27 protein-coding genes are annotated in these 22,950 nt (G+C 40.2%); all 27 read left to right on the top strand.

What is annotated here, in order from left to right:
- Position 1 precedes the first annotated feature (1 nt).
- The 27 genes from flgB (at position 2) to MKY65_RS15130 (ending at position 22,931) form a co-directional block, all read left to right on the top strand.
- Positions 2 to 394, top strand: a complete 393-nt coding sequence (gene flgB / locus MKY65_RS15260) for a flagellar basal body rod protein FlgB (protein WP_339178237.1) — start codon at positions 2 to 4, stop codon at positions 392 to 394.
- A 2-nt stretch (positions 395 to 396) separates the two neighbouring features.
- Positions 397 to 849: a flagellar basal body rod protein FlgC gene (flgC, locus tag MKY65_RS15255; protein WP_042535039.1), complete on the top strand. Its 453-nt coding sequence runs from the start codon at positions 397 to 399 to the stop codon at positions 847 to 849.
- A 23-nt stretch (positions 850 to 872) separates the two neighbouring features.
- A complete protein-coding gene (gene fliE, locus MKY65_RS15250) occupies positions 873 to 1,175 on the top strand; it encodes a flagellar hook-basal body complex protein FliE (protein ID WP_042535038.1) in 303 nt (100 codons plus the stop codon).
- Between the two features lie 227 nt (positions 1,176 to 1,402).
- The gene (fliF, locus tag MKY65_RS15245) at positions 1,403 to 3,022 is read left to right on the top strand and encodes a flagellar basal-body MS-ring/collar protein FliF (RefSeq protein WP_339178231.1); all 1,620 of its coding nucleotides are present in this window, start codon (positions 1,403 to 1,405) and stop codon (positions 3,020 to 3,022) included.
- Between the two features lie 12 nt (positions 3,023 to 3,034).
- A complete protein-coding gene (fliG, locus tag MKY65_RS15240) occupies positions 3,035 to 4,045 on the top strand; it encodes a flagellar motor switch protein FliG (protein ID WP_339178228.1) in 1,011 nt (336 codons plus the stop codon).
- Positions 4,038 to 4,775, top strand: a complete 738-nt coding sequence (gene fliH / locus MKY65_RS15235) for a flagellar assembly protein FliH (protein ID WP_339178225.1) — start codon at positions 4,038 to 4,040, stop codon at positions 4,773 to 4,775. Before fliG ends, fliH begins: the two co-directional genes overlap by 8 nt.
- The gene (gene fliI / locus MKY65_RS15230) at positions 4,772 to 6,082 is read left to right on the top strand and encodes a flagellar protein export ATPase FliI (RefSeq protein WP_339178223.1); all 1,311 of its coding nucleotides are present in this window, start codon (positions 4,772 to 4,774) and stop codon (positions 6,080 to 6,082) included. The genes fliH and fliI overlap by 4 nt, the downstream gene beginning before the upstream one ends.
- Positions 6,083 to 6,096: 14 nt before the next feature.
- Positions 6,097 to 6,543 carry a flagellar export protein FliJ gene (gene fliJ / locus MKY65_RS15225; protein WP_339178220.1) on the top strand — a complete coding sequence of 149 codons (447 nt, stop codon included), beginning with the start codon at positions 6,097 to 6,099 and terminating at the stop codon, positions 6,541 to 6,543.
- A 5-nt stretch (positions 6,544 to 6,548) separates the two neighbouring features.
- Positions 6,549 to 7,196, top strand: a complete 648-nt coding sequence (locus MKY65_RS15220; RefSeq protein WP_339178217.1) for a hypothetical protein — start codon at positions 6,549 to 6,551, stop codon at positions 7,194 to 7,196.
- Between the two features lie 40 nt (positions 7,197 to 7,236).
- On the top strand, positions 7,237 to 9,051 hold the full coding sequence (locus MKY65_RS15215; protein ID WP_339185265.1) for a flagellar hook-length control protein FliK: 1,815 nt from the start codon (positions 7,237 to 7,239) through the stop codon (positions 9,049 to 9,051).
- A gap of 45 nt (positions 9,052 to 9,096) precedes the next feature.
- Positions 9,097 to 9,609 carry a flagellar hook assembly protein FlgD gene (flgD, locus tag MKY65_RS15210; protein ID WP_339178215.1) on the top strand — a complete coding sequence of 171 codons (513 nt, stop codon included), beginning with the start codon at positions 9,097 to 9,099 and terminating at the stop codon, positions 9,607 to 9,609.
- Positions 9,609 to 9,974, top strand: a complete 366-nt coding sequence (locus tag MKY65_RS15205; RefSeq protein WP_042535026.1) for a TIGR02530 family flagellar biosynthesis protein — start codon at positions 9,609 to 9,611, stop codon at positions 9,972 to 9,974. Before flgD ends, MKY65_RS15205 begins: the two co-directional genes overlap by 1 nt.
- 81 nt (positions 9,975 to 10,055) lie before the next feature.
- Positions 10,056 to 10,853, top strand: a complete 798-nt coding sequence (gene flgG / locus MKY65_RS15200; RefSeq protein ID WP_339178214.1) for a flagellar basal body rod protein FlgG — start codon at positions 10,056 to 10,058, stop codon at positions 10,851 to 10,853.
- A 56-nt stretch (positions 10,854 to 10,909) separates the two neighbouring features.
- Positions 10,910 to 11,128, top strand: coding sequence for a flagellar FlbD family protein (locus MKY65_RS15195; RefSeq protein ID WP_040980122.1), 219 nt, complete (start codon positions 10,910 to 10,912; stop codon positions 11,126 to 11,128).
- Positions 11,121 to 11,540, top strand: a complete 420-nt coding sequence (gene fliL, locus MKY65_RS15190; protein WP_339178211.1) for a flagellar basal body-associated protein FliL — start codon at positions 11,121 to 11,123, stop codon at positions 11,538 to 11,540. Before MKY65_RS15195 ends, fliL begins: the two co-directional genes overlap by 8 nt.
- A gap of 31 nt (positions 11,541 to 11,571) precedes the next feature.
- Positions 11,572 to 12,564 (top strand): flagellar motor switch protein FliM, encoded by a 993-nt coding sequence (gene fliM, locus MKY65_RS15185; protein WP_339178209.1) that lies wholly within the window; start codon positions 11,572 to 11,574, stop codon positions 12,562 to 12,564.
- Complete coding sequence (gene fliY / locus MKY65_RS15180; protein ID WP_339178207.1) at positions 12,554 to 13,774, top strand: flagellar motor switch phosphatase FliY; 1,221 nt, start codon at positions 12,554 to 12,556, stop codon at positions 13,772 to 13,774. The genes fliM and fliY overlap by 11 nt, the downstream gene beginning before the upstream one ends.
- A 37-nt stretch (positions 13,775 to 13,811) precedes the next feature.
- Complete coding sequence (locus MKY65_RS15175; RefSeq protein WP_042535016.1) at positions 13,812 to 14,174, top strand: response regulator; 363 nt, start codon at positions 13,812 to 13,814, stop codon at positions 14,172 to 14,174.
- A gap of 33 nt (positions 14,175 to 14,207) precedes the next feature.
- On the top strand, positions 14,208 to 14,885 hold the full coding sequence (fliO, locus tag MKY65_RS15170; protein WP_339178203.1) for a flagellar biosynthetic protein FliO: 678 nt from the start codon (positions 14,208 to 14,210) through the stop codon (positions 14,883 to 14,885).
- A complete protein-coding gene (gene fliP / locus MKY65_RS15165) occupies positions 14,878 to 15,543 on the top strand; it encodes a flagellar type III secretion system pore protein FliP (RefSeq protein ID WP_042535014.1) in 666 nt (221 codons plus the stop codon). Before fliO ends, fliP begins: the two co-directional genes overlap by 8 nt.
- 193 nt (positions 15,544 to 15,736) lie before the next feature.
- Positions 15,737 to 16,006 (top strand): flagellar biosynthesis protein FliQ, encoded by a 270-nt coding sequence (fliQ, locus tag MKY65_RS15160; protein WP_042535012.1) that lies wholly within the window; start codon positions 15,737 to 15,739, stop codon positions 16,004 to 16,006.
- A 5-nt stretch (positions 16,007 to 16,011) separates the two neighbouring features.
- Positions 16,012 to 16,791, top strand: a complete 780-nt coding sequence (gene fliR / locus MKY65_RS15155; RefSeq protein ID WP_339178201.1) for a flagellar biosynthetic protein FliR — start codon at positions 16,012 to 16,014, stop codon at positions 16,789 to 16,791.
- Between the two features lies 1 nt (position 16,792).
- On the top strand, positions 16,793 to 17,872 hold the full coding sequence (gene flhB / locus MKY65_RS15150; protein ID WP_339178198.1) for a flagellar biosynthesis protein FlhB: 1,080 nt from the start codon (positions 16,793 to 16,795) through the stop codon (positions 17,870 to 17,872).
- 20 nt (positions 17,873 to 17,892) lie between these two features.
- Entirely contained in the window at positions 17,893 to 19,926 is a 2,034-nt protein-coding gene (gene flhA, locus MKY65_RS15145; protein ID WP_339178195.1) for a flagellar biosynthesis protein FlhA, read from the top strand.
- Positions 19,923 to 21,011: a flagellar biosynthesis protein FlhF gene (gene flhF / locus MKY65_RS15140; RefSeq protein WP_339178192.1), complete on the top strand. Its 1,089-nt coding sequence runs from the start codon at positions 19,923 to 19,925 to the stop codon at positions 21,009 to 21,011. Before flhA ends, flhF begins: the two co-directional genes overlap by 4 nt.
- Positions 21,008 to 21,859 carry a MinD/ParA family protein gene (locus MKY65_RS15135; RefSeq protein ID WP_339178190.1) on the top strand — a complete coding sequence of 284 codons (852 nt, stop codon included), beginning with the start codon at positions 21,008 to 21,010 and terminating at the stop codon, positions 21,857 to 21,859. The genes flhF and MKY65_RS15135 overlap by 4 nt, the downstream gene beginning before the upstream one ends.
- 4 nt (positions 21,860 to 21,863) lie before the next feature.
- Positions 21,864 to 22,931 (top strand): chemotaxis response regulator protein-glutamate methylesterase, encoded by a 1,068-nt coding sequence (locus MKY65_RS15130; protein WP_339178187.1) that lies wholly within the window; start codon positions 21,864 to 21,866, stop codon positions 22,929 to 22,931.
- The last annotated feature ends 19 nt before the right edge of the window (positions 22,932 to 22,950 follow it).

Below are 22,950 nucleotides of genomic sequence, written 5' to 3'. Positions count from 1 at the left end.
AATGGATTTATTTAGCGGCACGATTGGTAACTTAGAAAATTCGATACAGTACGCTTCTGCAAAAAACAATGTTATTTCTAATAACATTTCAAATGCAGATACACCAAACTATAAAGCGGAAAAAGTAAGTTTTAAATCTGCTTTGGAAAATGAGATGTCTGGACTTCAAGCGAGAACAACCAATGAACGTCATTTGAACTTTGGTGAAGAAGAGAACCGTCCGTACCGTATTGTGAAGGACGCGTCAACTACATATAATCACAACGGGAATAATGTCGATATTGATAAAGAAATGTCAGAGCTGGCTAAAAATCAAATTTATTACAACAGTCTTATTGACCGTATGAATGGAAAATTCAGCAGCTTACAATCTGTCATTCGAGGAGGTAATTAAAATTGTCTATCTTTCAATCAATGGATGCCAGCGCAAGCGGTTTGACCTCACAGAGATTACGTATGGATCTGGTGTCTTCTAACTTGGCCAATGCACAGACAACCAGAGCAACCCAAAATGCTGATGGAGAGTTTGAACCGTATCGCCGGAAAATGGCAACATTTGGCACAGGGCAGCCTTCCTTTAAGCAGATGCTAAAGCATGCAGAAGGGAATAATGCCTCCGGCGGCGGTGTGCGTGCAACTGGAATAGTAGAGGATCAGACACCGTTTGAACTTGTGTATAATCCGGAGCACCCCGATGCAAATGAAGACGGCTATGTGGAAATGCCCAATGTAGACCCTTTAAAAGAAATGGTTGATTTAATGAGCGCTTCCCGTTCCTATGAAGCAAATGTAACTGCTTTTAATGCGAGTAAGGGAATGCTTATGAAAACATTAGAAATTGGACAATAAAAAGTTAAAGGTGGTAGAACAGAATGAATACGATTGGAACTTATCTCCCTCCAGTAAACCCGGTTGAAGAAGGGCAATCTTCGCGTTTAACTCCAAGTCAAGCACAGAGCAATTTCTCTTCCATGTTAAAAAATGCTATAGAGGATTTAAATCATATTCAATTAGAATCAGATAATAAAACAAATGGATTAGCAAATGGCAGTGTGGAGAATCTGCATGATGTGATGATAACTGCTCAAAAAGCAAGCGTCACACTGGAAACAGGTGTCCAAGTACAGAGTAAAGTAATCGATGCCTACAATGAGATTATGCGGATGCAGGTATAACGATAATAATTAAGCTGAAAATGTTTGTTCAAAAAAGTACAATCAAAAAATCAGCTTACGGCTTGGATATGATAATGCATTATGTCAAAAAAATATTCCAAGACAGGATTTACATGATGCAGCTGTTCTTAACTTAGAAAGTTTTTATAATAAGTTATTTTAGTTGAGCTTTTTGAACAGTCTTAAGTGCACAAAGAATAGTTTTGAATTTAGTGAGGGTAGTGTATATGAAAGAGAAATTACAAAAATGGAGAGAATCCACTTTTACTTTTTGGAAATCCAGGTCGAAGGGGCAAAAAGGGACGATGATCGGCGGAGCAGTATTAATCGTTTTGTTAATTGCTGCGGTAACTTTTTTTAGTTCCAATTCGAACTATGTTCCTTTGTATAATAATTTGTCCATGCAGGAAGCCGGCCAAATTACAACGGAGTTAGATACCAGAACAGTGCCGTATGAACTTGAAAATGGCGGGACTACCATTCTGGTGCCTGAGGAGCAGGTTGATTCGTTATTATTAGAATTTGCTTCTATGGGGCTTCCAAACAGCGGGAGTATAGATTATTCTTTTTTTAGTGAAAATGCCTCTTGGGGCATTACAGAGAATGAATTCAGTGTCATGAAACTAGATGCGATGCAAACAGAGCTCGGGAATTTAATTTCAGGAATTGAAGGTATACAAGACGCAAATGTCATGATAAACATGCCTGAACAGCCTGTGTTTGCCGATGAAGCAACAGGAGAAGCCAGTGTTGCTATTATGTTACATACACAGCCGGGATATCAATTTGAGGGAAATCAGGTAGACGGTCTATATCATCTGGTGTCAAAGGCAATTCCTAATCTAGATGCAGAAGATATTATTATTATGAATCAGTACTTTGAATATTATGACCAGGAAACGCAATTAGCCGGCGGTCAGGATACATACTCGAATCAGCAAACCATAAAAAAAGATGTAGAACGTGATATTCAGCGCAGGCTGCAGCAAATGCTCGGAACAATGGTAGGAAATGAAAATATTGTTGTTTCCGTTACAGCAGATATTGATTTTTCTCAAGAAAACCGTACAGAAGAATTAGTGGAGCCTGTTGATTTAGAAGCAATGGAAGGCATTCCGGTCAGTCTGGAGACGATTCAAGAGTCTTATACTGGTCAAGGAGCCCCGGACGGTGTTGCGGGAGCCGGAGAAGAAGATGTTGCGAACTTCCCTGCTGAAGAAGGCGACAACGACGGAGACTATGAATTAGATAGAGAAACAATCAATTATGAGTTTAACCGTATCCGCCGTGAGATAGTGGAAAGCCCTTATCAAATCAGAGACCTTGGCATACAGGTGGCAGTCAACAGCACAAGACAAGGAGAAGATGGAGAAATAGAATTTTTAAACCAGCAGGAACAGACAGATGTAGAAGAAGGTGTGGAATCTATTTTGAATTCCATCATAGAAACATCAGTTGACGGAGATTTACAGGATACGGAGGAAGAAGCTGATCCGAATACCTCGATTGTTTTTCAGGAATTCAGCACTTCAGTCGGGGAGCAGGAAGAACTGTCAGGAGCAGGAATCCCTATATGGCTTTATATTATTGGCGGAATTTTACTAATTGTCATCATTATTTTACTCTTTATGCTCAGAAGGAATCGTACAGAGGAAGAATGGCTGGAAGAAGAAATCGAGGAAGAGCAGCCGTTAGCTTCTGTAGCAGATAATGAAGAACCAATTATTCCGGAGCTTCCTAGAGAAGATACAGAAGAAGTTATCAGAAGAAAACAATTGGAGAAAATTGCAAACGAAAAACCAGAAGAATTTGCGAAATTATTACGCAGCTGGATGAATGAGGATTAGGAGGTTTTATTTATGGCAAGAAAAAATACACTGACAGGCAGACAAAAAGCAGCCATTCTTTTAATCTCATTAGGTCCGGATGTATCAGCACAAGTGTATAAATATCTATCAGAGGAAGAAATTGAAAAGCTGAGCTTGGATATTTCCTCTGTTAAAAAGGTAGATTCTAATTTAAAAGAAGATATATTAAACCAATTTCATCAGATTGCAGTGGCACAAGACTATATCTCTCAGGGAGGGATTGGATATGCTAAAACGGTCTTGGAAAAAGCATTCGGGAAGCAGGAGGCATCCAGTATTATTAATCGCCTGACCTCTTCCTTGCAGGTGAGACCGTTTGATTTTGCCAGAAAAGCAGACCCGCAGCAGGTTTTGAATTATATTCAGGGAGAGCATCCGCAAACTATTGCACTGATTCTCTCTTATCTGGATGCGGAACAGAGCGGTCAAATACTCTCTGCACTGCCCAAAAATGTACAGGCGGATGTGGCCAGCAGAATTGCTACGATGGACTCGACCTCTCCAGAGATTATCAGTCAAATAGAGCAGGTGCTTGAGAAAAATATATCTTCGTCCATGACAGAAGATTATACACAGACGGGCGGTATCCAAACGGTGGTAGAAGTGCTGAATGGAGTCGATCGTTCAACAGAAAGAACGATATTAGAAGCCCTGGAGACACAGGACCCGGATTTGGCGGAAGAGATCAAGAAAAGAATGTTTGTATTTGAAGATATTGTTACATTGGATAACCGGGCGATTCAGCGTGTTATCAGAGAAGTTGACAATGATGACCTGCGATTATCTCTCAAAGTAGCAAGCAATGAAGTGAAGGATATTGTGTTCCGAAACATGTCTGAACGGATGGTGACCACCTTTAAAGAGGAAATGGAATTTATGGGGCCGGTGCGTCTAAAAGATGTGGAAGAGGCACAAACAAGAATTGTCAATGTGATACGCGGACTGGAAGAAAAAGGAGAAATTGTGGTGGCACGAGGCGGAGGAGACGATATTATTGTCTGATGTAAAAAAACAAATATCGATCAAACCAATTGAGTCTATTGTTACGCGAGCCAATACTCCTCAAGATGACACAACAGAAGTACACCGGCAATTAACGGAGGCAATTTCCTTCCAAAAACAAGAATTAGCTTCCGTTGAAGAGCAGCAGAAAAAGCGGATAGAAGAAGCGGATAACCAGATAGAGGAAGCACGGAATAAATGGGAAACAGAAAAGAAAGAGCTAATAGAGCTGGCTCGGAAACAAGGGTTCCAAAAGGGTTATGAGGATGGAAAACAAGAAGCTTATACACAGTTTGAACACAAACTGCAGGAAGCAAATCATATCGTTGATAAAGCGAAAGAGGATTATCATCAAACATTGGAAAAGCAATCAGAAAGTATTGTAGAAATAGCCATGGCGACAGCGAATAAAGTTTTACATAATGAGCTGAAGGAGCAGCCGGATTATATCAGAACATTAATAAAGGATGCACTCGATGAAGTGAAATCTCAGCCAACTATTAGCATTATTATCCACCCGGATTATTATGAAGAGGTTCATTCCTATCAGGAAGAGCTGCAGCGCATAATCGGAGATGAAACGAAACTTTCTATCCACGCTGATATGAACATTCAGCCGACAGACTGTATTATCCAATATCCGCACGGTCAGATAGAAACAAGTGTGAATACACAGCTTGAAAAAATCCGGGAAGCACTAATGGATTATGTCATGGAGGATGCCGAATGAATAAAGAGGCCTTGATTTCAGTCATAGAGAAGACCGTTCCATATAAACGGTATGGAAAAGTGATTCGTGTTGTAGGTTTGATGATTGAATCGGAAGGACCTGCAGCAAACATCGGCGAGGTTTGTTACATCCATACAAGCTCTGATAAGGGAGAGCCTATTTTAGCAGAAGTGGTAGGGTTTCAAAATGAAAAAATCATTTTAATGCCTTATCGGGAAGTAAATGAAGTAGGTTCAGGCTGTTTAGTAGAAGCCACTGGAAATCCATTAAACGTAAAAGTTGGCCGGAGCTTGATAGGTCATGTGCTGGACCCGCTGGGAAAACCACTTTTAGACGGGGAAGCCCTGCCTAAAGGCTTAACAGGTTATCAAACGGAGAGAAAGCCGCCAAACCCCCTTTCCAGACCGACAATCAGGCAGCCGCTACAGGTTGGCGTCCGGGCAATTGATGGCTTTTTATCAATGGGAATAGGCCAGCGTGTCGGTTTGTTCGCCGGGAGCGGTGTAGGAAAAAGTACATTGCTGGGAATGATTGCAAGGAATAGCAATGCGGATGTGAACATTATTGCTCTTATCGGCGAACGAGGAAGAGAGGTCCGGGAATTTATTGAGCATGATTTAGGAGAAGAAGGACTAAAAAAATCCATTATTGTTGCAGCAACCTCTGATCAGCCTGCACTTATGCGAATTCGTGGGGCATATACAGCAACGGCAATCAGTGAATACTTCAGGGAACAAGGGTTTAATGTGAATTTAATGATGGATTCTGTTACCCGGGTTGCGATGGCACAAAGGGAAATTGGTCTGGCGGTGGGAGAGCCTCCAACAACAAAGGGATATACTCCGAGCGTATTCTCGATCTTACCAAAGCTTTTAGAGCGGGCAGGGACAGATGAAAATGGTTCGATTACGGGTTTTTATACCGTGCTCGTTGACGGCGATGATATGAATGAGCCAATTGCTGATGCAGTGAGAGGAATATTGGACGGCCATATTGTTCTGGATCGGAAAATCGCAGAAAGAGGCCAGTATCCTGCAATCAATGTGTTGAAGTCAATCAGCAGGGTCATGAATGTGATTACAACAGATGAGCATCAGCAAATTGCTACAAAATTAAGGACGCTTCTCGCTACCTACGAAGAAAATAACGAATTAATCTCTATCGGCGCATATAAAAAAGGAACAAACCCTGAAGTGGACTTAGCTGTGGCATCATATCCAAATATTGTTTCTTTTTTAAAACAAGGGGTCTACGAGCAAGTTAGTTTTGAAGAAACCGTACAGATGATGAAAAACCTGGTTCAATAAAGGAGTTGTTTTAAATGGCTAAGATATCCAGTTTAGCTAAAATACGGGATATGCATGATAATGAGAAGCAAGTAGCTCAGCGGGCTTATGCGGAATCCCAAGAAACATTTGAGAAAATCGCCAGAGAGTTATACAGCTTATTGAAGAAAAAAGAAATGGCAGAAAGTACCTTTGAAAATGCGATTCAAGCATCTACATCTATTGAAAAAATAAAAGAACAGTCTGCTTATATAGAAAAATTGACCAATCAAATCCAAACGGTACAGCTGCTAGTACAGAGAGCAAGAAATGACATGAATTCCAAGCAAACGAAATTATCGGAAGCTTATATTGAGTATAAAAAATACGATAAGATGATTGATTTAAAAAAAGAGGAAGCTAAAGCCGTATTAAAAAAGCAGGAAGCTGAGTTTATGGATGAAATGTCCATGCAACAATATCTGAGACAAAATCAAAGGTGAAAATAATGAAAAATAAAAATAAAAAACAAAGTGAAATGGAACCGGAAGTTAAGAAGTCTTCAGGTATCTTTATGAAGCTGTTTTTAATAGCTATGCCGCTTTTTATCCTGGCTGTTATTGTTGTTTTTGTTTTACATATTGCCGGATTTAATACATTAGATTGGCTGAAGGAACGAGGACAATCCATTCCGGTTGTTGGAGAAATGTTCACAGATGAATCAAATGAAGAAATAAGTGAATTGAATGATTTACAGGCATTGCAAAATCAATTGGAAAGCAGAAATGAAATCATCAATAATAAAGATGAACAAATCCAAGAGCTTGAAGAAACAATTGCTGATTTAGAAAGCGAGATTAGCAGTTTGGAAGAAGAACAGGAAGAAAACGAAAATAACGAGGATACAGAACAAAGCGATGAGCAGCAAGGCGGAGAGCAGGCTCAAGCTGAAGCAGGTGCCGTTTCAGAAAAAAGTTCGATGACTAGGACATTAGAAGGTATGAAGAGTAAGGAAGCAGCTGCTATTCTCGAAAACCTGGAAGCTGATTTGGCCGTAACTATTTTAGAAGAAATGTCTACTGGGGACCGCGGTGATATTTTACAGCAAATGAATGTAGAAGCGGCGACGACCTATACGCAAATGTTAATGGAGTAACAATATAAAAAACTTGAAAGGAGGTGAAAAAGTGAATGCGATGAGGTTGAATATAGCTGATCTTATGTTTTCCAATCAGACGAATACCAAGTCAAGAACACAGCAAGGATCCGGTTTCGGTGATTTATTATTACAGAAATCAGGATCATTACCTGCCCGGGGGGATGTAAGAACCCCGCTTCAGCAAAATCAGAATCAGCAGTTAGCAGATGTTTTTGAACAGATAGGAGAATCACTTCCTGATGAAGTACTTGCTATTTTGAAAGATAATGATGTTTTGCAGGAAGAAATCGTTGCTTTGTTAATGAAAAATGCAGTATCTCAGCAAGAGAATTCTATAGAAGAAAATGGCGAACAGCAAAGATTACAGATAGAGAATCTGCTCAGCCAACATCTATCTTCAGCGCTGGCGGAGCACCCAGAAATATCCTCGATGGCAGATTTACAGCCTGCGATAGATATTTATAACGAAATAGCCAATCAGCTGCAAGGCATAGAACAAACTGCAGATATACATGATACATCCAGCTTATTAGCGCAGTTGCTGCAGGATTGGGAGCAGTTTTTTAATGAAAATCCTGAGATAGATAAACAGGAAGTGCTGGACGGTATTTATCAGCAAATGCAACATGCTGATTCCTCCATTTTTGAACAGGCGGTACATCAAATGGCGTATCAAATGCTTGAAGCCGGCTTGCCGGAAGAAGAAATAAATGATGCTGACGACTTTGAAAATGCGGAAGTAATCAAGGCTTTGCAAGATTTTAATGAATTTATACTGAGATCCGATGGGGCAACAGCGGAGCAAATAGAAAAAAAGATAGCTGATTTAGTGATTGAAGCCGGTTTAATGATTGAAGAGCAAGTGAAAGGTAGTTGGGTTGATGCTGAACAGGCAGAGCAGCAGGCCAAAATGCAGCAATTCATCCAAGGTATAATCCAGCAGCTCCAAAAAGCAGATTCACCCGTTTCCAGTCAGATAGTAAATCAAATTGCACATCAATTGCTGGCCGCCAGCTTGCCAGAAGGACAAATGCTAAACAACCGTAAAGCAAATTCTGCGGTGGTCGAACAGGCCGATAAATCCAGACCAGATGCAGAAGGGTTACAGCGTGTGGAAGCTAGAATTGCAGGGTGGCTGCAATCCATTTTTAAAGAAGTATCTCCTGGAGTTACCAAACAGAACAAGGATGTCCAATTAGTCAGGCAGACAGCTAATGAAACAGGTTACCACCAGCCAGTAAAAGCAGAAGCTGAAGCTGCTCCTCGTATCGAGCCGAAAATGGCAGCCTGGCTGCAAACATCATTCCAAGATGCATCGCCGGCTGTTTTTAAGCAGGACAGTCTTCCTATCTCCAAGATAGAACAATTTATTGTTCAGATGGGGCAGACAGATTCATCAAAAGGTCTATCAGGTAAAGAGCTGATCGATAAAATTGAAACAATCGTACAAAGCCAGCGCCTGCAAAATTTTGTACGAGGACAAAATCCCATCTCCATCCAATTGAGACCGGAGAACCTAGGTGATATGACGATACGTTTTATTCAGACAAATGGGGAACTGACAGTACAGATGCTTGTTTCTTCTAAAGCGGTGAAGGAAGTATTGGAATCGAATCTGCATCAGCTGAGAAATGTGTTTTCACCGCATCAGGTATCGGTTGAAAGGCAGGATAATGTGAATGCTTCGCAGACAGACGCATCGAAAAATGCGAAAGAAAATCAAAGTGGGCAGCATTCAGAGCAACAGGAAACAGCTTCTGACTCGAAAGAACAGGATTCGTCTTCTGAAACAGAATCCTTTGAATCATTTATGGAGAAGCTGCTATCGCAAAATATAGAAGAGCAAGTTTAATAATAACCACAGCTGTACAAAAATGTAGTCGGAATTTGAAAGGCGGTGACAACGATCACTTCTATAGATCCATCTTTATACTTAAGTAATCAGCCAAAAACAAGAGAGCCTTCTTCTGAACTGGGGAAAGACGAATTCTTAAAATTATTGATTGCACAAATGCAAAACCAGAATCCGATGAATACGATGGATGAGTCTGAATTTATTGCGCAAATGGCATCATTTTCTTCCCTGGAGCAGATGACGAATATGTCTAATTCGATGGAACTCTTAGTCAATAATCAGCTCGTATCTCCGGCTATTCAATATAGTCATATGATTGGAGAAACGGTAAATTATAGAACCTTTGATAAAGAGACCGGAAGAGAAACAGGTGTGGAATCAAGCAAAGTTGTTTCTGTGTCTGAACAGGATGGGTGGGCTGTTTTTCATTTAGAAAATGGCGAAAAAATCTATGCTGATACTGTTATTGAAGTAGGAGCATCCGGAGAAGAAACTGATAATGAATCAGAAAATGAGGTGACAGACCCTTCGGAAAATGAGGAGGGAGAAGAATAATGGTTCGCCCAATCCAACCAATCGTACCACCTATATCACAGGAACAGCATATACAAAAAGCGGCACCAAAAAAAGGAGCAATTTCCTTTAGAGATATTCTTCAAAATCAGCAAGAGCTGACAATCAGTAAGCATGCTGCAGAACGGATGCAAGAGCGGAATATCCAGCTTAGCAATCAAGAATGGCAGTCTATTCAAGAGAAAGTAAAAGAAGCAAAACAAAAAGGTGTAAAAGATGCACTGGTCGTAATTGATGGCAATGCAATGGTAGTCAGTGTCAAAAATAATACAGTGATTACAGCGCTAAATCAATCAGAAGCAGATAAAAAAGTATTTACCAATATTGATGGAACAATTTTATTGTAAAAAAGGCCGGACCCTTTATGGGAAGCCTACTGCCGCGGAATGACAGAAGCGGTCAAATGAAAATAAAAAGGGGAAATAATCATGTTACGTTCAATGTACGCAGGTATTTCAGGAATGAAAAATTCACAAACAAAATTAGATGTTATCGGTAATAATATTGCAAACGTGAATACATCAGGCTATAAAAAATCGAATATCAATTTTCAGGATATGCTGAGTCAGACAACCTCTGCAGCACAAGGACCGGGAAATGGACGCGGCGGGATTAATGCATCTCAAGTTGGTCTTGGTTCACAGGAAGGTGCCATTTCAAATACACATACTCCAGGTTCAAGACAAACAACGAATAATCCTTTAGATTTTGCAATCCAAGGAGATGGGATGTTTGTTGTGCAGGACGGGGGCACAAATTACTACACGCGTGCAGGTAATTTTTATTTAGATGCTGGAGGAAATATCGTTAATGCAAACGGATATTATTTACAGGCTGAAGGTGGAGGGAATCTTACCATTCCTGAAAACGCAGAGAGTTTCAGTGTACAGCCGGATGGAACAGTTACCTACACGGATGCTGATGAGAATACAGAAGAAGTAGGACAAATCGCATTAGCGAAGTTTTCTAACCCGGCAGGATTAGAAAAAATTGGAGGCAGCTTGTACGCCGCTACAAATAACGCTGGACTAGTTGGCACAGGTCTGGAAGGTCCAGGAGCAAATGGAACAGGTGAAATAATCAGCGGTGCACTGGAAATGTCTAACGTTGACTTATCCGAAGAGTTCACAGAAATGATTACAGCACAGCGTTCATTTCAGGCAAACACGAGAATAATTACAACGTCTGATGAAATTTTACAAGAGCTTGTTAATCTAAAACGATAAGCAAGGGGGGGGGAGGGGACTGACCTGAACGGACATCAGGTTAGTCCCGATAACGTATGATTCGATTAACCCGATTAAATAATGAACCTTTTGTTCTGAATGCTATCATGATTGAGCAGGTCCAGGCATATGCCGATACAAGCATTTCTCTATTAAACGGAAAAAAGGTGTTTGTCAAAGAAAGCGAAGAAGAAATTATTGAAAAGGTAACAGCCTTTTATCACCAGATTGGGTTTCCCGCACTCCCGTTAAAGGCAGGTGAAAAGAATGAGTAAAATAGTAAAAATAGCTATGACATCTATTATTACATTACTTGTTGGCGTTGTAGCAACGCTTATTATCGTTATCTATGTTAATGAGCCGGAAGAAACTTCTGGAGAGCAATCGATTGATGATATGGTCAGCCATTCTTATGAAACGCCAGAGGTGACCACAGATATTAAGGATGACAGATATGTCCAGGTTCAATTTCAAGTTATTACAGATGATAATAACGCAGTGGAAGAATTAGAAAAACGGGGATTTCAAATTACGAATTTATTAATTAAAGAATTGGCCGTTATGGAAGTGGATGATTTTCAAACAGGTCTGGACGAGCTTGAGGATACATTGAAAACAGATTTAAATGAAATGATGACAGAAGGAACGGTTACCGAAGTATATACCATTAAGAAAATACTTCAATAGATTCTACCATGTCAGGAGGTGACCAAAGTTTATGGATGAGGTATTATCGCAAAATGAAATTGATGCCTTGCTTTCAGCGATAACATCAGGAGAAATGGATGCGGAAGAATTGAAAAAAGAAGAAGATGAAAAACGCATTCGTGTCTATGATTTTAAGAGAGCGTTACGTTTTTCAAAAGACCAGATACGCAGCATTTCAAGACTGCATGAGAATTATGCAAGATTGCTGACAACTTTTTTTGCTACACAGCTCAGGACATACGTGAATATTAATGTTACCTCTGTCGATCAAGTGCCTTATGAGGAATTTATACGCTCTGTACCGAAGCCGACCGTACTTAATATTTATAGTTTGGAGCCATTAGATGGCAATTTAATCATGGAAATCAATCCCAATGTAGCATTTGCATTACTGGAACGATTACTTGGAGGGAAAGGTTCTACTGGTTCGAAAACAAGCAGTTTGACAGAGATTGAAAAGATTTTGCTCACACAATTATTTGAGAAAGCAGAAGTCAGCTTAAAGGAAGCTTGGTCATCTGTTGCAGATATCGAACCCATTTTAGAAGAATTCGAGGAGAACCCCCAATTCATGCAAATCGTTGCACCTACAGAAACGGTGGTAGTTGTTTCGTTAGCCGCTATGATTGGAGAGGTATCCGGGATGATTAATATATGTATTCCACATATCATCTTGGAGCCGATTATACCAAAGCTTTCTGCAAGCTATTGGATGCAGACAAATAAAAACAAAGATGAAAAAAGTCTGCAAAGAATGTCGAAGTACCTTCAAAATACCGATGTAGAAGTAAAAACCGTTCTGGGGGAAGCATCCATCAATATTGATGAATTTTTGAAGTTCTCTGTCGGCGATGTGATTGCTTTGGATCAAGCAATTGATGCACCATTAAAAATGGCTGTAAATGATGAATTTAAGTTTCTTGTACAGCCGGGAAAGTATCGGCATAAAATGTCTGTCCAAGTATTAGAGGAACTGAATGGGGTGATGGAAAATGATGAATGATGGCAAGCTGTCACAAGAAGAAATAGATGCCCTGCTTAAGGTGCCTGCAGATGAACAGGAGGATGACCAGCAGGAGCAGGCGGCAGATGAAGCATTTTTAACAAGTATCGAAAAGGATGCTTTGGGGGAAATCGGTAATATTTCCTTTGGAAGCTCTGCTACTACACTGTCTACACTGTTAAACCAAAAGGTAGAAATTACTACACCGGCTGTCACGGTAATCGGCAAGGATCAATTAGAAGAAGAAGTTACATTTAAACCTGTGAGTGTTCAAGTTAATTACATAGAAGGCTTTACTGGCAATAATGTGTTTTTCATTAAATCAGAGGATGCGGCAGTAATCGCAGATATCATGCTCGGCGGAGACGGGACAAACCCGGATAAAGAACTGAACGAAATGCACCTCAGTGCCGTTCAAGAAGCCATGAATCAGATGATGGGAGCAGCTGCTACCAGCATGTCTACTGTATTTAATAAGAAAATAGATATTTCACCGCCTGAGATTATTCATGGACTGGAAAATCAGAAAAAAGAAGGTTTATTTAAAGACGAAGTGTACGTTAAAGTATTTTTCAAGTTAATGGTTGGAGATTTAATAGATTCCAATATGGTACAGCTGGTTCCGCTGGATTTTGCTAAAGAATTAGTACATCAATTAATGAATCCGGCTCCTGAAGCTAAAGAAGAGCCTGCTGTCAAAGAGGAACCAGAAGCAGCAGTAAGTCAGACTGCAGCAAGCGTAAATACAGATTCAGCTGTTGCTTCTGCACCGGTAACTGAAAAGAAACAAGCAGAACAAGAACCGCCAGTCAGACAGGGTGCTGAAGATGCAGGCGCTGCTAACCAAAAAAATGATGAGATCTTAGGAAGACCAAGCTCTCAAACAGCAGATGTACAGGAAGCAGCATTTTCAGAGTTCGAACAGGCTCCGCTCAATTATCAAGGACAGCGGAATTTAGATATGTTAATGGATATTCCATTAAGAGTCACTGTAGAACTGGGCAGGACAAAACAGTCTATCAAGGAAATATTAGAACTGGGAGCAGGCTCTATTATTGAATTAGATAAACTGGCGGGAGAACCTGTTGATATTCTTGTAAACGAAAAGTTAGTTGCTGAAGGAGAAGTGGTAGTTATTGACGAGAACTTTGGGGTTCGTGTAACAGATATTGTCAGTCAGCATGATAGAATTCAGCATTTAAGAAAATAGATATGCATAATTAAGTATATTGAAGGAGAGAGAAAAAATGGGCCAAAAGATTTTAATAGTAGATGATGCAGCTTTTATGAGAATGATGATCAAGGATATTTTAACAAAGAATGATTTTGAAGTGGTTGGGGAAGCACAGGACGGCAACGAAGCTGTTGAAAAATATAAGGAACTTCAGCCTGATTTAGTAACAATGGATATTACGATGCCGGAAAAAGATGGATTAGCAGCATTAAAAGAAATTCTTCAGGTTAATTCAAACGCAAAAGTCATTATGTGTTCAGCTATGGGACAGCAGGCAATGGTTATTGATGCAATCCAGGCAGGAGCAAAAGATTTTATCGTTAAACCATTCCAAGCAGACCGTGTCATTGAAGCAATTCAAAAAGCACTCGGCTAAATAGACTTCAATTTAAAAAGTGAGTTGACGAGATTGAAGAAGCAATCATGGCGTATCTATGCGTGGGGAGCAGGGATTCTATTATTTCTGCTGCTCCCAATCAGCGTAGGCGCAGAAGCAAATGTGTTAGACTGCCTCGAAAATGAAGAGGAGTGTAACGAAGAAGAAGTAAACATAGATAATGAACAGCCACAGCCGAATGAAAATGATGAGGATACAATCATGAACAATGACAATGAATTTTTAGTGGAGGACGATGCTGACAATTCATCTATGGGCTGGCAGATGGTTAGACTGATTGTTGGTCTGGCTTTGGTATTAGGTTTAGTTTATGTTGTATTGAAATTTTTAGGAAAAAGAAATGGATTTAATCAGCAGCCGGGTCTCCTGCGCAATGTAGGCGGAGTATCTGTCGGAGCGAATAAATCTGTTCAAATTATCCGTGTTGGAAACAAATATTATCTTATTGGCGTTGGAGATAATGTGGAGCTTTTAGAGGAAATCGATGATCCAGAAACAATAGAACAGTTGCTTGATCAGTCAGCAGAGAAGGGTTCAGATCCATTATCATTCTTTTCAAGAGAAAAAAATGACAATGGGAAGAAAGCGTCTGGCAAGTCTTTTGATCAATTACTGACCAGGGAGCTGAAATCGATTCGTAAAAATCGCCAGAATCTTATTAATAAGCATAAGGACGATTTAAATGAATGATTTTATAGATATCTTTTCAAGCTCTGACCCGACGAATATAGCCACCTCTGTGAGGCTGCTGTTATTATTAACGATTTTTTCCTTAGCTCCGGGAATTTTAATTTTAATGACGAGCTTTACACGGATCATTATTGTTTTATCCTTTGTACGTACATCATTAGCTACGCAGCAGATGCCCCCAAATCAGGTACTCATCGGTATTGCTTTGTTTATGACGTTCTTTATCATGGCTCCTACCTTTTCGGAAGTCTATGAACAAGGGTTATCTCCGCTTTTTGAAGAGGAGATAACGTTGGATGAAGCATACGAAAATGCAAGTGTTCCGTTAAAAGAATTTATGGCACAGCATACAAGGCAGAAGGATTTGCAATTATTCCTGAGTTATACAGAGGCAGAACCGCCGGAAACGGTACAGGATATTCCGTTGACCACCTTAGTCCCTGCATTTGCAATCAGTGAATTAAAAACAGCATTTCAGATGGGCTTTATGATTTTTATTCCATTTTTAATTATTGATATGGCTGTTGCAAGTATCTTAATGTCCATGGGGATGATGATGCTGCCGCCGGTAATGATTTCATTGCCATTTAAAATATTATTATTTGTGTTAGTGGATGGGTGGTATTTGATTACGCAGTCACTGCTCGGTGGTTTCTAAAAAAGGATGTTAAAAAAGAACGCTAAAAATGACACGGCGAATTTCTGCGTTAGCTTGCTTTTCCGTTGCTCATGTATTAACAAACATACATTCCGCTACTCAAAGCTGTGCTGCCTTGAACTTCTTGGTCCTTTTTATCGCCCTTTTTTAACACGTATTGAAAGCCGTATTGAAAGTGGAAGGAGTATAATTAATGAGTAGTGAATTAGTATTAACCCTGGCTGAACGGGGAATCTTTACAATTTTATTAATAACGGTTCCTGTATTGCTGCTGGCTTTGGCGGTAGGTTTACTTGTAAGTATTTTTCAGGCGACAACACAAATTCAAGAGCAGACACTGGCATTTATTCCCAAAATTCTGGCGGTATTACTTGGTCTCGTATTTTTTGGACCATGGATGTTAACAACCATTGTTGAATTTACTTCCAGTCTATATATGAATATTAACCAATACATAGGGTAGATCTGATGATTGAAATGATAAATTGGAACCTTGTTCCTGCGTTCATGTTAATATTTGTCCGGATTATGGCTTTCTTTGTCATTATGCCTCTATTCTCTTATCGGTCCGTTCCTGTTCAATTTAAAATAGGAATCAGTTTTTTTCTGACAATCATTTTGATTTCTACGGTAGATATCAGTAATGTTGCGCTGAATGATTTATATTTATTCCTGCTGTTTAAGGAAGCTCTCATTGGGATTTGTATCGGATTGATTGCTTTTATTCTTGTTTCAGCTATTCAGGTTGCCGGTGGATTTGTTGATTTTCAAATGGGATTTGCGATTGCCAATGTGATAGATCCGCAAACGGGGGCGCAAAGTCCGTTGACAGGCCAGTATTTCTATATTATTGCTCTGTTGTTTCTATTATCCGTAGATGGCCATCATATGATTTTAAATGGGATGATGAACAGCTTCACATATATCCCTTTAGATCAATTTATTCCATTTGGAGAGGAAAGCATTGTTGAACTCGTGCTGACAACGTTTAACACAATGTTTCTGATTGCTTTCCAAATAGCGGTTCCCATTGTAGGCTGTTTGTTTTTAGTGGATGTTGCCTTAGGAATTGTGGCTCGGACAGTACCGCAGATGAATGTGTTTGTCGTTGGGCTGCCATTAAAAATTCTTGTCAGCTTTGTGGCAATTCTTGTATTTCTAGCACTTTACATCGGCTTGCTGCAATCTGTTTTTGAAGCAATGTTCCGTGTAATGGAGCATTTAATGGCTTTATTTGGAGGTGCTTAATGTGAAATTGACATTAGACTTACAATTTTTTGCAGGGGAAAAAACAGAAAAAGCAACTCCAAAGAAAAGGCAGGACGAACGTAAAAAAGGACGTATTGCCAAAAGTCAGGATATCAATACAGCTATCCTGCTGCTGGGCTGTTTTATCGGATTATTTGTTTTTGGCGGTTACATTCTAGAATATATGACAGGTTTTTACAGGAAATCATTTACAGAATACATTCATTGGGATGTGACGAATCACTCGGTTCAAACGATGTTTAATGATTCCTTTCTTCAAGCAGTTTTAATGGTTGCGCCAATTATGCTGATAGCCGTTATTTCCGGTGTAGCTGCAAATCTGCTTCAGGTCAAATTCTTGTTTTCAACTGAGCCGTTAAAGTTTGATTTGAAAAAAATTGATCCGATCAAGGGAGCTAAGCGGATTTTCTCTATTCGGGCATTAGTGGAATTTTTGAAATCATTATTGAAAATTGCCTTGGTTGGGACGGTCACATTTACCGTCATTTGGATGAATAAAGACCAGATGCTGATGACTGCATTTTTAGATGCTGAAGGAGCGCTGGGCTTCTTTGCACGGGTTACCACCATCATGGCATTCTCGGCTATTGTTTTATTGATTTTTTTAGGAGTGCTAGATTATTTATATCAAAAATACGATTTTGAAAAAAACATTCGGATGTCCAAGCAAGACATTAAAGACGAGTATAAAAATGTCGAAGGAGATCCGTTAATTAAATCAAAAATGAAAGAAAAACAAAGACAGATAGCAACCAGAAGAATGATGAGCGAAGTTCCGGGAGCGGATGTCATTATTACAAACCCGACCCACTATGCCATTGCCATTAAATATGATGAAGCAAAGGCAGAAGCACCATTTGTTATTGCGAAAGGGACGGACAGTATTGCACAGCGCATCAAGGAAATTGCGAAAGAACATCATGTACAAATGGTGGAGAATCGTTCATTGGCAAGAGCACTGTATGCTGCAACTGAAATCGGTGAAGTTATTCCGGAAGAATACTTTCAGCCTGTAGCAGAGGTTCTTGCATATGTATATCAAATGGAGAAAAAAGCGTAAGAAGTTAGGAGAGAATGGAAATGAAATTCCGGGATATTGCGGTTCTCATAGGCGTTATACTGGTTATTGTTATGCTGGTTATCCCGTTGCCTGGAGAATTTTTAAGTCTTCTCATATTAATTAATATCATACTTGCATTGGTTGTTATTTTAGTAGCCATGAATACCACGGAACCATTGCAATTTTCCGTATTTCCAACATTGATTTTGTTGTTGACATTATTTCGGTTAGCTTTAAATGTGTCCACAACCCGTGCCATTCTCTCGGAAGGTGATGCAGGAGGAGTTGTAGAAACATTCGGCTCCTTTGTAATTGGAAATAACCCTTTAGTCGGGTTTGTTGTATTTATTATTTTAGTTATTATCAATTTTATTGTTATTACCAAAGGGGCAGAACGTGTATCGGAAGTTGCTGCCAGATTCTCTCTCGATGGGATGCCGGGGAAGCAGATGAGTGTTGATGCGGATTTAAATGCCGGTTTAATTACAGAGAGCCAGGCAAAAGAACGGCGGGAAAAAATTGAAAATGAAGCCGATTTTCACGGATCCATGGATGGGGCAAGTAAATTCGTTAAAGGAGATGCTATCGCCGGGATTGTCATCGTTCTGATTAATGTACTTTTCGGAATGATTATCGGGGTGGCTCAAATGGGCTTGTCTTTGTCAGAGTCCGTTGAATTATTTACACGTCTTACTGTTGGGGACGGACTGGTCAGTCAAATACCTGCCTTGCTCATTTCGACCGCAACAGGGATTGTCGTTACGAGATCTGCACGAGGCAGTAATTTAAGTTCGGATGTAACAGATCAGCTGCTGCAATTTCCGAAGCTTTTATATATCGCAGCAGGAACGATTTTCCTGCTCGGTCTCACTCCAATCAACTTTTTCTTAACGACGCTGCTTGCTGCCTTTTTAGCCTTCAGCGGGTATTGGATGGAGAAGAAAAGTGCGGAGCCGGAACAAGTTACAGAGGAAGAGGAAGAAGAAACCGAATCAACCGCTCTCAAGCAGCAGGAAAATGTGGTCAGTCTCTTGAATATGGATCCGATAGAATTTGAATTTGGCTATGGTTTAATTCCTTTAGCGGATACATCTCAGGGCGGTGATCTGCTGGACAGGGTCATTATGATACGGAGACAGCTGGCGATTGAACTGGGGCTGGTAATACCAGTAGTAAGAATCAGGGATAATATTCAGCTGCAGCCGAATGAATATCAATTGAAAATAAAAGGGGATAAGGTTGCCAGCGGTGAATTAATGCTGGACCATTATTTAGCTATGGCTCCTGACTTTTTAGAGGATGATATTGAAGGAATCGAAACGAAAGAACCTGCATTTGGTCTGCCTGCAAAATGGATAAGTGAGAATGTGAAAGATGAAGCGGAATTATCCGGTTATACGGTCGTTGATCCTCCTTCTGTTGTATCGACTCACCTGACAGAAGTAATTAAAAAACATGCATTTGAGCTCTTGGGAAGAGAGGAAACAAAACAGCTGATCGATCACTTAAAAGAAACAAATCCGATTTTAGTCGAGGAAGTAACCCCGGAACCATTGTCCGTCGGCGATGTTCAAAAAGTGCTGTCGAAGCTTTTAAGAGAAGGTGTATCTATCCGGAATCTGCCGGTAATCTTTGAAACATTAGCTGATTTTTCCAGATTGACTAATGATACAGATGTGCTGGGAGAATACGTCAGACAAGGATTAGCATCACAAATCACAAAAAGCTTTGTAAAAGATGATAATGCGTTGAAGGTGATTACGATATCTGGAAAGATTGAAAAAGCAATTGCTGACCATGTTCAACAGACAGAGCATGGCAATTACTTAGCGTTAGATCCGGATCAGCAGCAGGAAATTGTGCAGGCGATTCATAAGGAAGCGGAAAAAGTATCCCTTCAGGAAGAAACAACAATTATTATATGCTCGCCGGCAGTTCGGATGTATTTAAAGCAATTGTTAGACAGGTTCTTACCTCAAGTTGTTGTATTATCATACAATGAACTAGAACCGACTGTGGAGGTACAAAGTGTTGGGGTGGTGAATATCGCATGAAGATAAAGAAATATAAAGCACCGTCTATGCCGGAAGTAATGAAGCAGGTAAGGAAAGATTTTGGCACAGACGCAGTTATTTTACAATCCAGGCAAATTAAATCAGGCGGCATGTTGGGGTTTTTTAAAAAGAATTATATAGAGGTAGTTGCCGGCTATGACCCGGAACCGGTTCAGCCCGCTAAAAAAACAGCTGTCAAAAAAGAAGCTCCTGTACTGCAAAAGGAGAAGACCCCGGAAGCGGCGGCAGATGTTCCTCATTCTAAAGAACTGGAACAGGTTTATAAACTCCTGGAAGCGCAGAACAGACAGCTCCAGCTCAAGTTAACGCCGGATGAACAGCTGATATATGACCGCTTGACAGCGCAGGAGGTTCTTCCTGATATTGCTTTGGATCTCATCAAGGAAGGGAGCAATCAGACTGCTGCCTTCCAGAAAAGAATTCATGAAGAAATAGAAAAACGCTTGGAAGGGCTGCAATTAGGCTTCACATATCACCATAAAGTGATTCAATTTGTCGGTCCGACTGGTGTAGGAAAAACAACTACGATTGCAAAAATCGCCGCCCGCATGCAGCTGACAGAAAATAAAAGAATTGCGTTTATCACACTGGATACGTACCGGATAGCAGCAGTTGAGCAGCTGAAAACATATGCAAAGATTCTCCATATACCTGTACATGTAGCGTATAACAAGCAGGAATATCATCAGTATATCGCAGAGCTGCAGGATTATGATGTGATTTTAGTGGATACAGCCGGAAGAAATTATCGGGATGAAACCTACTTGAAAGATATGGCGGACTGGATAAACCCGGGGGAAGTAACAAATTATCTCGTATTATCAATGACGGCAAAACCGAAAGATTTTCTGGATATTTACGGAAAGTTTTCAGCAATCGGTGTTCATGGCCTTATCTTGACAAAATTAGATGAGACAGAGCAATACGGAAATATTTTAAATGCTGCATTTCATTATCCTGACATCCGAATCGGCTATATGACAAATGGGCAGGATGTTCCCGAGGACATGCTGAGTCCAACATTAAACCAGCTTAGCCGTTATATAATAGGTGATGAACAATGAGCTATGACCAGGCTGAACAGCTCCGAAACCGGTTATCCCCTGAAAGGACGGCAAAAACGATTGCTGTTTGCAGCGGAAAAGGCGGTGTAGGAAAATCAAATTTCACGCTTAATTTTTCGATGAAACTCGCACAGGAGAATCATAAAATCCTGGTATTTGATTTAGATGTGGGGATGGGAAATATCGATTTACTCCTTGGTATGCAGACAGACTATTCCATTGCTGATGTTTTAAATAATCGAATTTCGATTCAGGACGCCATTGTAAAAAGTCATTATGGCATAGATTATATTCCTGGAGGCTCAGGCCTGCACGATTTCTTAGAAATTAATGAGCATAAGAAAGCTATTTTTTATCAAGGGCTGGGAAAGGTATGGCGAGAATATGATTATGTGTTATTTGATATGGGAGCTGGTGTGACAGAGACTTCATTATTTTTTATTTTGGCAGCAGATGAATGTTTTATTGTCACTACGCCTGAACCGACGTCCATTACGGATGCATATGGAATGGTTAAGCATATATTATCGAATCAGCCGGATATGCCAATCTATACTATTTTAAATCGTTCAAGGAATAAAACAGAGGGCAGCAATATTCTCGATAACTTTCATACAGTTATTCGCCGTTTTCTGGACGCAGAGGCTCGAATCTTAGGTTGTATTCCAGAAGACGGAAATATAATGAAAGCTGTCATGCATCAACAACCGTATACCAAGTTATATCCAAAAACGAAGGCTTCCAAAGCAATGGAGTCGATCCTGCAAACGTACGTAAATGACACAAACAGAACGGTACGTAAACCTGGCAGTTTCATAGAAAGGATAAAACATTTCATGAAGGGGTGAAGAAATGACTCTAATTAATGTTCTTGTCGTAGATGATTCTGCATTTATGAGAAAAATGATTTCAGAGATATTAACAGAGGATGGCAGATTTCATGTAGCTGGAACTGCCGTACATGGCGAAGACGGGGTAAATAAAGTGAAAAAGCTGCATCCGGATGTCGTAACCATGGATGTCCATATGCCGAAGCTGGATGGTTTAGGAGCTTTAAAACAGATTATGGAGGAATGTCCTGTTCCTGTGGTTATGCTGTCCAGTGAAACAAGAAAAGGCGCTGATTATACCATCCAGGCTATCTCGACAGGTGCGGTTGACTTTATTACAAAGCCGTCCGGGGCGATTTCATTAGATATTAAAAAGGTAGAAAAAGAAATATGTGACAAGGTCTATACAGCAGCAACCGTAAAAGTACATAAAAAAATAAATGGAGCAGCGCAGCACGTGCCGATAGAGCGGATACAGCAGCCATTGACAATGCCTGCGAAGCCTTCTCTTTCCTCCAAAAAAATGGTTGCCATCGGAACATCTACTGGAGGCCCGAGAGCGCTGCAGAAAGTCATTACCGCTTTACCAAAAGATCTTGACGTTCCTGTTGCTGTTGTACAGCATATGCCTCCTGGATTTACTGCGTCTCTGGCAGAACGGTTAAATCAAATCAGCCGGGTAACTGTTAAAGAAGCGGAACATGGAGAATTAATGAAAAAGGGGACGGTCTACATCGCGCCGGGCGGATACCATATGGAAGTGAAAAGCAGCGGCATGGCATTAATGATTTCATTAAATCAACAACCGCTGGATAATGGTCATCGTCCGTCCGTCAATACATTATTCCGCTCCCTGTGTTCTCTTAAGAATTATCAGATTGTAACCTGCGTCTTAACAGGGATGGGGAATGACGGTACGCTTGGTTTAAAAGCATTGAAAAAAGCAAATTCCCATGTCGTTTCACTTGCAGAGACAGAAGAGACAGCTATTGTATATGGAATGCCGAAGTCTATTATCAATGAAGGTCTAGCTGATTATCAAGTGCCTTTAAATCAAATGGCTAGCCAGCTGAGCAATCTTGTTAAATAATAAATAACCGGAAGGGAAA

It is taken from the genome of Oceanobacillus sp. FSL W7-1293, assembly GCF_037969815.1.
Classification (GTDB): Bacteria; Bacillota; Bacilli; order Bacillales; family Amphibacillaceae; genus Oceanobacillus; species Oceanobacillus oncorhynchi.
Note: the sequence above shows the minus strand (reverse complement) of the source record. Positions and strands in the feature narration are given on the sequence as shown.